A 9,538-nucleotide genomic window follows, 5' to 3' on the forward strand; every position below is an offset into this window, starting at 1 on the left:
GCAGCAGGAAGGGACAATGGCATGGAACTGGTCAGTGTACTTGTAGCGACACTTGCGGCATTTTCTTCAGGCGCAGCCTATTATGGCGCGCTTGCCGATCCATGGATGGTAGCCTCTGGCGTTGAACGTGACGCCGAGGGAAAACCCAAAGCGGGGCAAACTCCTGCGATTTTTGCCATCGCGTTTCTCTGCCAGTTGATTGTCGCGGGCATGATGCGTCACGTATTCAGCCTCTCTGGGATCGAAACTCTCGGCGCAGGGTTTCTTGCGGGGCTGGGTATTGGGTTATTTTTCGTCACGCCTTGGATCGCACTCAACAATCTCTACAGCATGCGGACACGTATGTTGACGATCATCGACGGTGGATACGCGGCACTTGCATGCGCCATAATGGGGTTGATCCTGACCCTGTTCTAATTGGCATCCGACCACGAAAAAGGCCGCTGGCGATGCCGCGGCCTTCTTGTGTACTCAACGCCCACTCCCACCGTGCACGTCCGAGATTTTCTCGCAAAAGTTGCGTCTCCTCACTATCTACCCCGAGAACGCGAAGAAGTGCAATTCTTACGATCCTACAATCTCATTAAAACACTAGGGTTTCTATCGGGCCGATCTGATCAGGCGTAGATCGCCTCTTTGCCGAAATGTTTGGTCAGCATGTAATATACAACGGCGCGGTATTTGTTGCGCTCCGATTTACCATAGGTCTCAATCACCTTGTTGATCGCATCCATCAGCTCTGGCCCGTCTGCCAAGCCGAGTTTCTTGATCAAAAAGTTGTTTTTCACTGTCTCCAACTCATCCGGTTGGCTCGACGCTACGGTAGAGGCATCGGCATTATAGATCGCAGGACCGCAACCAATTGTCACCTTGGTGAGAAGATCCATATCTGGCGTCATGCCGCATTTGTTCTTCAGATCATCCGCATATTGCGCAATCAGCTCTTCACGCTTGCCCATCGTTAATTTCTCCTGTCCTGGATCTTCTGCCCTGCTGGCAGAGTTACTGTGGTTTGACGGTAGGAGGATTTCATATTCCAACAAAGGGGTTTTTCTTCGCTTTACGCATCACAAATGCGTTGCGGGATGGTGGGAGGGGCGATGTTCCCCCGGAACGAGCGCCGGACAGCATCACGAAAAAACCCGGCGCGATGGCCGGGTTTTTCAATTCTTCAAACATCCAGTCGCTCAGTAGCGGTAGTGTTCCGGCTTGAACGGGCCTTCGGGTTTTACACCGATGTAGGCGGCTTGCTCAGGCGTCAGCTTGGTCAGTTTTGCACCGACACGCTCCAGATGCAGCGCCGCAACTTTTTCATCGAGGTGCTTGGGCAGAATGTAGACCTTGTTGTCGTACTCATCGCCACGGGTCCAAAGCTCGATCTGCGCCAGAACCTGGTTGGTGAAGGAAGCAGACATCACAAAAGACGGGTGCCCGGTCGCATTGCCGAGGTTCAGCAGACGCCCCTCAGAGAGCAGGATGAGCCGGTTGCCCGAAGGCATCTCGATCATATCCACCTGTTCCTTGATGTTGGTCCACTTGTGGTTCTTCAGGTTCGCCACCTGAATTTCATTGTCGAAGTGGCCGATATTGCCGACGATGGCCATATCTTTCATCTCACGCATATGTTCGATGCGCAGAATGTCTTTGTTGCCGGTGGTGGTGATGAAGATATCCGCGTCCAGCGCCTCTTCCAGCAGAACCACCTCATAGCCGTCCATGGCGGCCTGCAACGCGCAGATCGGGTCTGCTTCGGTCACTTTGACCCGTGCACCGGCACCGCTCAGCGACGCGGCAGAGCCTTTGCCCACGTCACCATAGCCACAGACAACGGCAACCTTGCCCGCCATCATGGTGTCGGTGGCGCGGCGGATACCGTCCACGAGGCTCTCTTTACAGCCGTATTTGTTGTCGAACTTCGACTTGGTGACAGAATCGTTCACGTTGATCGCCGGGAAGGGCAGCTGACCCAGTTTCACCAGCTCATAGAGACGGTGCACGCCGGTGGTGGTTTCCTCGGAAACACCCTTGATCTGATCGCGCATCTTGGTGAACCAGCCGGGGGACTGTTCCATCCGCTTTTTGATCTGCGCTTTGATGACCTCTTCTTCCTCGGATGTCGGAACCGCGATCACGTCTTCGCCTGCCTCGGCACGTGCGCCCAGCAGAATATAGAGCGTCGCATCGCCACCATCATCAAGGATCAGGTTCGGGCCTTCAGGGAACTGGAAGGACCGGTCGAGATAATCCCAATGCTCTTCAAGGCTCTGGCCTTTGATCGCAAAAACCGGAACTCCCGCTTCGGCGATGACCGCAGCAGCATGGTCTTGGGTCGAGAAGATGTTACAGGACGCCCAGCGCACATCGGCACCCAACGCCACCAGCGTTTCAATCAACACAGCGGTCTGAATCGTCATATGCAGCGAACCGACGATCCGAGAGCCTTTCAGGGGCTTCTCCTCACCGTATTCCTTGCGCAGCGCCATCAGGCCCGGCATTTCGGTTTCTGCGATGTCCAGCTCTTTGCGGCCAAAGCCCGCCAGCGAGATGTCCTTGACGATATAGTCTCCGGCCATTTTCTGCTCCGTTTGAGATTTCCACAGGATTCTTGGTTTTGGGAGGTAACACCGCAAAGGTTGATAAGCAACGAAGATGGCGGCGCGCTTCGGCGATACCGGAGGATATACGATCTGCCACTCGTATACAGGGTGCGATCAACTGGCAGGATCGTTGCGCCGTTTATGTTCCGGAACGATAAAGTAGTCATGCCCCGAGGCCACCATGCAACTCAGACCTGTGGGATGAGAGACCAGCACTGTGAACGTGCCGCTTTGAGATGATGACCAGATCTCAATGATCACATCCTGAGAACGACCGCTTTGCAGTCCAGCAGAGCTAAGCGTTTCGTTGAACTGGCGTTCCATACGTTCAACCACAATTTCTCGAGGGGCACAGTTTTGTGCCCGAGCAGGTGGCGCAATGGCAGCCATGCCGAACACCAATGCTGAAGATATGAGCCGTTTGAACATTGTGCTTCTCCTTTCCTGTGTAAGCACCGGAAAAGGACAAGCCATGACGGGGACGTGCCCCTTTCTGCTATAAATATGGGGATCTAAGCCCTGCGGATCAAGGAAAGCCCAGTTCAACTTATCGTCGCTCACTGTGAGCGCCGGGCATTGTCTACATAGGCCGCACCGCTAATGAATGTCGGTTTGCAACCACGCCGCGAGAGGGGTAGCAAGTGCGCAGCGCGACAATCACGGATCACATCATGGCTGCGAAATCTCCCCGTGCATGGCAACGAATGCTCTCTGGACGCAGGCTTGATCTGCTTGACCCGACCCCAGTTGATATCGAAATCGAAGACATCGCGCATGGGCTTGCTTTTGTTGCCCGCTGGAATGGCCAGACGCGTGGAGATTTTGCGTATTCAGTGGCAGAACACTCACTACTGGTGGAGATCATTCACGGCCGCATGTATCCCAAGGCTCCGGTTAAATGGAAACTTGCAGCACTTCTGCATGACGCGCCGGAATATGTCATCGGGGATATGATTTCACCTGTGAAGGCTGCAGTAGGGCCCGGATATGGAGAGCTGGACGCACGTCTCACCTCGGCGATTCACATCCGGTTTGGTCTGCCCGCAGCCCTTCCTAAAACGGTGAAAGCGCAGATCAAACGTGCAGATAAGGTCTCAGCATGGATGGAAGCGGTCCAGATTGCGGGATTTTCTGAATCCGAGGCGACAAAGTTCTTTGGCAGGCCAAATGCCGAATTGATTGAGGGTCTGGACATCTATCTGCGCCCCCCTGTGGAGGTGCGCAGAGATTTTGTCAGCCGTCATGAGGCATTGCTGAGCGAGCTTTAGATTCAGCCGTCGTTTTGTGCTGCCTCGCGGGCCTCTCGGCGGGCGCGGCGCGCAGCACGGCGGGCGCGACGTTCCGCGCGCTCTTGTTCTTCGCGGGCTTTTTGGAAGGCAGGGGACTCTACAAAACGGTTGCTCTTGATCCCCTTGTCCTTGAGGACATTCTGGCGTGCGTCGTCATCCAGAACGGGCCAATTTTCACCACCTGAAATGAAACCGCCATCCTTGAGCACGCGTCCGATCACGGAATGATCCAACTCCCCAAAACTCAATCGGCTGGAGCGCTGATTGTCCTTTGGCACCCATTCCGTACGAAGAGCGCCAATCACCAGCGGATCGCATTTGCAGAAGTGGCGAACATTGTCGGTGAGCAGGGTATGCGCCGTGGATTTACGCCTCAGCACCATTGCAACTTTCTGGTCTGGCCGTCCCACCATCGCATAGAGATGCAGCGCCGATCCGTCCGCAGCAATCACCTTGCGCGCCGCTTTATAGCGGGCCAGTTGCGCAGAAAGGCTATGTTCCTGCGGATGATAAATCTCGTAGCCCTCAGCCGCGAGATAAGCCTCCATCTGCTCCTCGCCCAAAAGACCACCCTTGCCCAAACCCAGTTTCGAACGAGAGATATATAGCTTCTCCGGCCCTTCGGGTTTGATGTCTCGCGCGAATCGTGCGTGGATCGCGTTGCGGTATTTGCGCGTCGCCTCGGTGATGTCACCAAGCCCAAACCCCTGTCCGGGCACCACCAGTTCCTCGACTAGGGCCGGATCAGCCGCTACGCGGATCGGCAGATCTTTTTGCATCAAGCCAACAAATTCGGACTGAAACCCACGCACCTGATCGCGCACGGCCGGACGTTTGGGGATGAACAACACACCGTCAACCGGTGCATCCAGATTGGCCAACGCCCAGAGGCGCGCGGTGCTTTCCACAAGAAAATGCCCGAAATGCGCCCAAAGCACCCCACCCCAAAGCCAGCGGCCAGGGATTTTCTGGGTGATCTCCTTGGGCATGTCCGGCTCTGTCGTGATCGGGCGATGCCGCCGCCACAAAGCACCCTCATGGCAATAGCTGCCATCTTCGCGCAGAAGACCCGCGGCCTGAACCATGCTGCTCTCAACCGGTGGGACCACGGTGACGTTGCGCAACACCGCCATACTCTCCGACCAGCCCCCTTTGGGAGAAGGGAGCTGCGTGGGATCAAGATCGCCGGCTGCGCTCATCGGGTGCTTACCTCGGGCTGCGCTTGGCAAGAATGCGCTGCAAGGTCCGACGGTGCATGTTCAAACGACGCGCGGTTTCCGAGACGTTGCGATCGCACAGTTCATAGACACGCTGAATATGCTCCCAGCGCACGCGATCTGCGCTCATCGGGTTTTCGGGGGGCGGTGGCAGCGCATCATCGCCTGCCAACAGCGCGTTTGTGATGTCAGTCGCATCCGCTGGTTTTGACAGATAATCTGTCGCCCCGATTTTCACGGCGGCCACGGCAGTCGCAATTGCGCCATATCCGGTCAGAACCACAATGCGACTATCGGGACGTTTTTCACGCAAGACTTCGACCACATCGAGGCCATTGCCATCCTCAAGTCGAAGATCCACCACCGCATAGGCCGGTGGCCGCGCAGTTGCGATTGCCTGCCCCGAAGCCACGGAATCTGCAGTTTCAACCGCAAACCCACGCTTTTCCATCGCCTTGGCGAGGCGGCGCAGAAACGGTTCGTCATCATCGACCAAGAGTAGCGAGGGGTCAGGCCCGATCTCGGACTGAGCTGCTTCGGCCATTCACTTTCCTTCCAGCGTCACGCGCATTTATTTCTCGAGATATTACGTCTCGGAACTGAAACGTCAAATCACTGCCGAGTTTCAGCTGTTGTCCATGAAGCAGGCGACACGATCCGCCATTTGCTCTGGCGTCACATCACGACGGAAGAAATCGACAAAACCATACTCCGGCAACACCAGATAAGTCATGGTCGTGTGATCCACGAGGTAATAGTCATCATCACCTTCCTGCGCCTTGTAATAGGTCTTGTAAGCTTGGCTCGCAGCTTTGATTTGCTCAGGCGATCCGGTCAGGCCGATCATTTTCTCATGAATATTGTAGGCGAAATCTCCGACCACTTCGGGCGTGTCCCGCTTAGGGTCGATGGAGATGAACACCGGTGTTGTCGAATATCCACGTTCCTCCAGAACATCCACTGCATCGGCATTGCGTGCAGCATCGAACGGGCAGACATCTGGGCAGAACGTATACCCGAAATAGACGAGGGACGGTTCGGTAATCACGTCTTTGTCGGTCACTGTTTCACCTTTGGCGTTCAACAGTTCGAACGGCCCGCCAATCGCTGCGCTGCCACCTGCAACCGCGCTTGCACGGCACTGCGCAAATGCATCATCCGAACCATTGCCACGAAGGGTCAGATACCAAACACCCCCCAGAAGGGCGACGACACAGGCAAAAGCCAGAATTGCGATGTTTCTCATCATGTCTTGTTTCCTCACAGACCTGAACGGGCGGGCACGCAGGGAAGACGCACCCGAGTTGATCCCGGTTGGCGGTAGACCTATCAACAATTACCGACGATGCAACGGGAGCAAACGTCACATGAGCGAGACCACCTTTGGCCTGATGAGCGGCCAGGAACGCAGCCACTGGGTCAGGCTACGCACTTTGATCGTTTTGCGATGGGTTGCCATCATCGGTCAGGCCACCGCAATCGGCGTGGCGCAAACCCAATACGATCTGCAGCTTTCGGTTCTGCCCTGCTATTTTGCCATCGGTGTGTCCGCACTGGCAAATCTGGTCGCGTTGATCGTCTTTCCGGAAAACAAGCGCCTGACGGAGTTTCAGAATTTCCTGATGGTGCTCTTTGACCTGCTGCAGCTGTGTTTCCTCCTTTATATGACCGGCGGGTTGAATAACCCCTTTGCGCTGCTGGTTTTGGGACCTGTGACAATCTCAGCTTCGGTGATGGGTCTGCGCTCCACGCTCATTATTGGCACCAGCGCGATTATTCTCGTCACACTTTTGGTTCCGCTGCATGTTCCCCTAGAGACGGCGACGGGCGAAATCCTGAAGATGCCCTCGCTCTTTGTGTTTGGCCATTGGTGCGCGCTGGTGATCGCGATCATGTTCATGGGCGCCTATTCCTACCGTATCAGCGCGGAGATTCGGTCAATGTCGGATGCTCTAGCTGCGACGCAATTCGCCCTGTCGCGAGAACAAAAGCTCACCGACTTAGGCGGCGTTGTTGCGGCGGCCGCGCATGAGCTTGGGACACCACTGGCGACCATTAAACTGACCAGTTCGGAACTCATCGAAGAGTTGGACGATAACCCCGAACTGCAGGACGACGCGCGCCTGATCCGCGAACAAGCCGACCGCTGCCGAGACATTCTGCGTGGGATGGGGCGTGCGGGCAAAGACGACCTGCACCTGCGACAAGCGCCTCTCTCGACATTGGTTCATGAGGCAGCCGAACCACATTTCGACCGTGGCAAAGACATCAGGTTCAGTGAACATCCCGCCGAGGGCGACGGGCTGAACCAGCCCAGCGTGCTGCGTAAACCCGAGATCATTCACGGTTTGCGTAACCTTGTTCAAAACGCCGTCGACTTTGCCCAATCAAAGGTCTGGATCGAGTTGCACTGGAGCGATGACGAAATCACGGTCAGGATCAGTGATGATGGGAACGGGTTTCCCGGCCATCTGCTCGGGCGTCTCGGTGATCCTTTCATGCGACGCCGAAGCTCCCATGCAGACCGTGGGAAACGCCCGGAGTATGAGGGCATGGGGCTTGGATTGTTCATCGCAAAAACCCTGCTGGAACGTACCGGCGCACATCTGGAATTCCTGAACGGTCGCGATGTGCGTATTTCACAAAACCTGACCCCAGCGCAGCAAGGGGCATTGGTGGTGGTGACTTGGCCGCGGCGTAAAATCGACGCAGTCAGCGGCGATACCCCTGTGCCAACCGGGGAAAACACTCCAATACAGTTTTAACTATTCACTTTTGGGAAACCAATTAAACTTCACTTAACCATTGTCATGGAAACTGAGCACAAGGAGAAATAGCGAGGCCGTGTCCATGCAAGATTTGATGTCCGTAGAGTGGTTCATTCTGGTGACCCTTTGCATCGCCAGCGCAGCGGTTGCAGTCTGGTTTCTCAACCCCAAAGCAGACGCCAAGGGGATGGAGCATGAATTGTTGATCGCGGATGGTCGCACCGATGCGGTGTTTCTGTTCGATGACCAAACGCTGATCGCATGGTCGTCCGGCGCTCGGAAATTTCTCGATGACAACACCGAGGACTTTAGCTGGGGCAAACTGCGGGACAAACTGTCGCGCTGTTACCCCGGATTGCCTCAATCCCCCGGCTTCTTGCGCGATGTTGGTTCTCTCACGCTGTCAGGCACAGCAGAAGCCGACAATCGCGAAGCCCATTGTGAGTGGATCGACGGTGTAACCCGCGTTCAGTTGCGCCGCGCCGCGACAGATTTGGGACATGTGGGGGATGATCAGGAACTTACGACCCTGCGTGCGGCGGTTCATCAGGCCCCCTACCCGGTTTGGCTGCAGTCGGACGATGCACGCGTCACTTGGACCAACCTCGCCTATGATCGCCTGAACCAGAAAATCCGCGGTCGCGGCAACGACACCTCTGCACCGCTGTTTCCCAACCTCGACGCCCCGATGAGCAGCGGTCGCGCGGAACGGGTCTCGATTGAGTTGCCGGAAACTGACAAGAAGCTCTGGTACAATGTCTCCACCACCGAGACGGAGGCTGGTTGGCTCTGTCATGCGATGGACGTCAATGCCGTGGTCGACGCCGAAATCGCGCAACGCAACTTTGTGCAGACATTGGCGAAAACCTTTGCTCAGCTCTCCATCGGTCTTGCGATCTTTGACCGCAATCGTCAGTTGGTGCTGTTCAACCCGGTGCTGATCGACCTTACCGCTCTGCCCGCAAGCTTCCTCAGCTCGCGTCCTAATATGATGTCCTTCTTTGACCGCCTGCGCGATCAGCGCATGATGCCGGAGCCGAAGAACTATTCCAGCTGGCGTCACCAAATGGCGGATCTATTGGAAGCCGCAGCAGAAGGGCGCTATCAGGAAACATGGTCCTTGCCCTCTGGATCGGTCTATTCGGTATCAGGCCGCCCGCACCCCGATGGCGCCATTGCCTTCCTCTTTGAAGATATCACTGCCGAGATCACTCTGACCCGTCAATTCCGCTCGGAACTGGAACTCGGCCAGTCGATCCTTGATCACATTGACGATGCCTTTGCGGTCTTTGGTACAGATGGCAGTATGGTCTATTCCAACACCGCCTATCACACGATGTGGAAAACCGACCCTGATGCGAGCTTTGCAAAAATCTCCATCACCGATGCGTGCCGCACGTGGCAGGAATTGTCAGGTCCGACCCCCGCATGGGGCGAGGTTCGCGATTTCGTCGCAGGCGGCACCAGTGATCGCTCCGATTGGTGGTCGCGCGTGGACATGCGCAATGGCGAGCAATTGCTATGCCGCGTACAATCCCTGCAAAACGGGTCGGTGATGGTGCGCTTCCAGCAAATCGGTGTCCCGCTCGCGCCGCCCGAACAAGAGCGCTTCGCCGCCCTCAAGGAGAGCTGAACCCGCTTGCGGAGCCTCGCGCGCAACGTCATTG

At 56.1% G+C, this 9,538-nt stretch carries 11 protein-coding genes; 4 read left to right on the plus strand and 7 right to left on the minus strand.

Annotated elements, in window-relative coordinates; translation table 11 throughout:
- Positions 1-21 precede the first annotated feature (21 nt).
- Complete coding sequence (locus tag K529_RS14435; protein WP_005651885.1) at positions 22-417, plus strand: DUF1761 domain-containing protein; 396 nt, start codon at positions 22-24, stop codon at positions 415-417.
- A 200-nt stretch (positions 418-617) separates the two neighbouring features.
- On the opposite strand, the gene K529_RS14440 is transcribed toward K529_RS14435, so the two are convergent.
- The 4 genes from K529_RS14440 to K529_RS14450 all read right to left on the minus strand — a co-directional run bounded on the left by K529_RS14440 (position 618) and on the right by K529_RS14450 (position 3,026).
- Positions 618-959, minus strand: a complete 342-nt coding sequence (locus K529_RS14440; RefSeq protein WP_005651880.1) for a DUF2853 family protein — start codon at positions 957-959, stop codon at positions 618-620.
- 70 nt (positions 960-1,029) lie between these two features.
- Positions 1,030-1,179, minus strand: a complete 150-nt coding sequence (locus K529_RS23500; protein ID WP_157859732.1) for a hypothetical protein — start codon at positions 1,177-1,179, stop codon at positions 1,030-1,032.
- An 8-nt stretch (positions 1,180-1,187) separates the two neighbouring features.
- Positions 1,188-2,573 carry an adenosylhomocysteinase gene (gene ahcY / locus K529_RS14445; RefSeq protein WP_005651878.1) on the minus strand — a complete coding sequence of 462 codons (1,386 nt, stop codon included), beginning with the start codon at positions 2,571-2,573 and terminating at the stop codon, positions 1,188-1,190.
- A 138-nt stretch (positions 2,574-2,711) separates the two neighbouring features.
- Positions 2,712-3,026 (minus strand): hypothetical protein, encoded by a 315-nt coding sequence (locus K529_RS14450; RefSeq protein ID WP_040643365.1) that lies wholly within the window; start codon positions 3,024-3,026, stop codon positions 2,712-2,714.
- A 242-nt stretch (positions 3,027-3,268) separates the two neighbouring features.
- On the opposite strand from K529_RS14450, the gene K529_RS14455 reads away from it, so the two are divergent.
- Entirely contained in the window at positions 3,269-3,865 is a 597-nt protein-coding gene (locus tag K529_RS14455) for an HD domain-containing protein (RefSeq protein WP_040643363.1), read from the plus strand.
- A gap of 2 nt (positions 3,866-3,867) precedes the next feature.
- On the opposite strand, the gene K529_RS14460 is transcribed toward K529_RS14455, so the two are convergent.
- The 3 genes from K529_RS14460 to K529_RS14470 form a co-directional block, all read right to left on the minus strand.
- Positions 3,868-5,085: a glycosyltransferase 61 family protein gene (locus K529_RS14460; RefSeq protein WP_046002031.1), complete on the minus strand. Its 1,218-nt coding sequence runs from the start codon at positions 5,083-5,085 to the stop codon at positions 3,868-3,870.
- A gap of 7 nt (positions 5,086-5,092) precedes the next feature.
- The gene (locus K529_RS14465) at positions 5,093-5,647 is read right to left on the minus strand and encodes an ActR/PrrA/RegA family redox response regulator transcription factor (RefSeq protein ID WP_005627563.1); all 555 of its coding nucleotides are present in this window, start codon (positions 5,645-5,647) and stop codon (positions 5,093-5,095) included.
- Positions 5,648-5,728: 81 nt separating this feature from the next.
- Positions 5,729-6,352, minus strand: coding sequence for an SCO family protein (locus K529_RS14470; RefSeq protein WP_005627565.1), 624 nt, complete (start codon positions 6,350-6,352; stop codon positions 5,729-5,731).
- Positions 6,353-6,470: 118 nt separating this feature from the next.
- Here K529_RS14470 and regB point away from each other — a divergent pair, with 118 nt between their 5' ends.
- Together regB and K529_RS14480 are read left to right on the plus strand one after the other, a co-directional pair.
- Positions 6,471-7,868: a sensor histidine kinase RegB gene (gene regB, locus K529_RS14475; RefSeq protein WP_005627567.1), complete on the plus strand. Its 1,398-nt coding sequence runs from the start codon at positions 6,471-6,473 to the stop codon at positions 7,866-7,868.
- Positions 7,869-7,953: 85 nt separating this feature from the next.
- Positions 7,954-9,504, plus strand: coding sequence for a PAS-domain containing protein (locus tag K529_RS14480; RefSeq protein WP_005627569.1), 1,551 nt, complete (start codon positions 7,954-7,956; stop codon positions 9,502-9,504).
- Positions 9,505-9,538: the final 34 nt, after the last annotated feature.

Source organism: Tritonibacter mobilis F1926 (assembly GCF_000376545.2).
In the GTDB taxonomy this organism is placed as follows: domain Bacteria; phylum Pseudomonadota; class Alphaproteobacteria; order Rhodobacterales; family Rhodobacteraceae; genus Epibacterium; species Epibacterium mobile.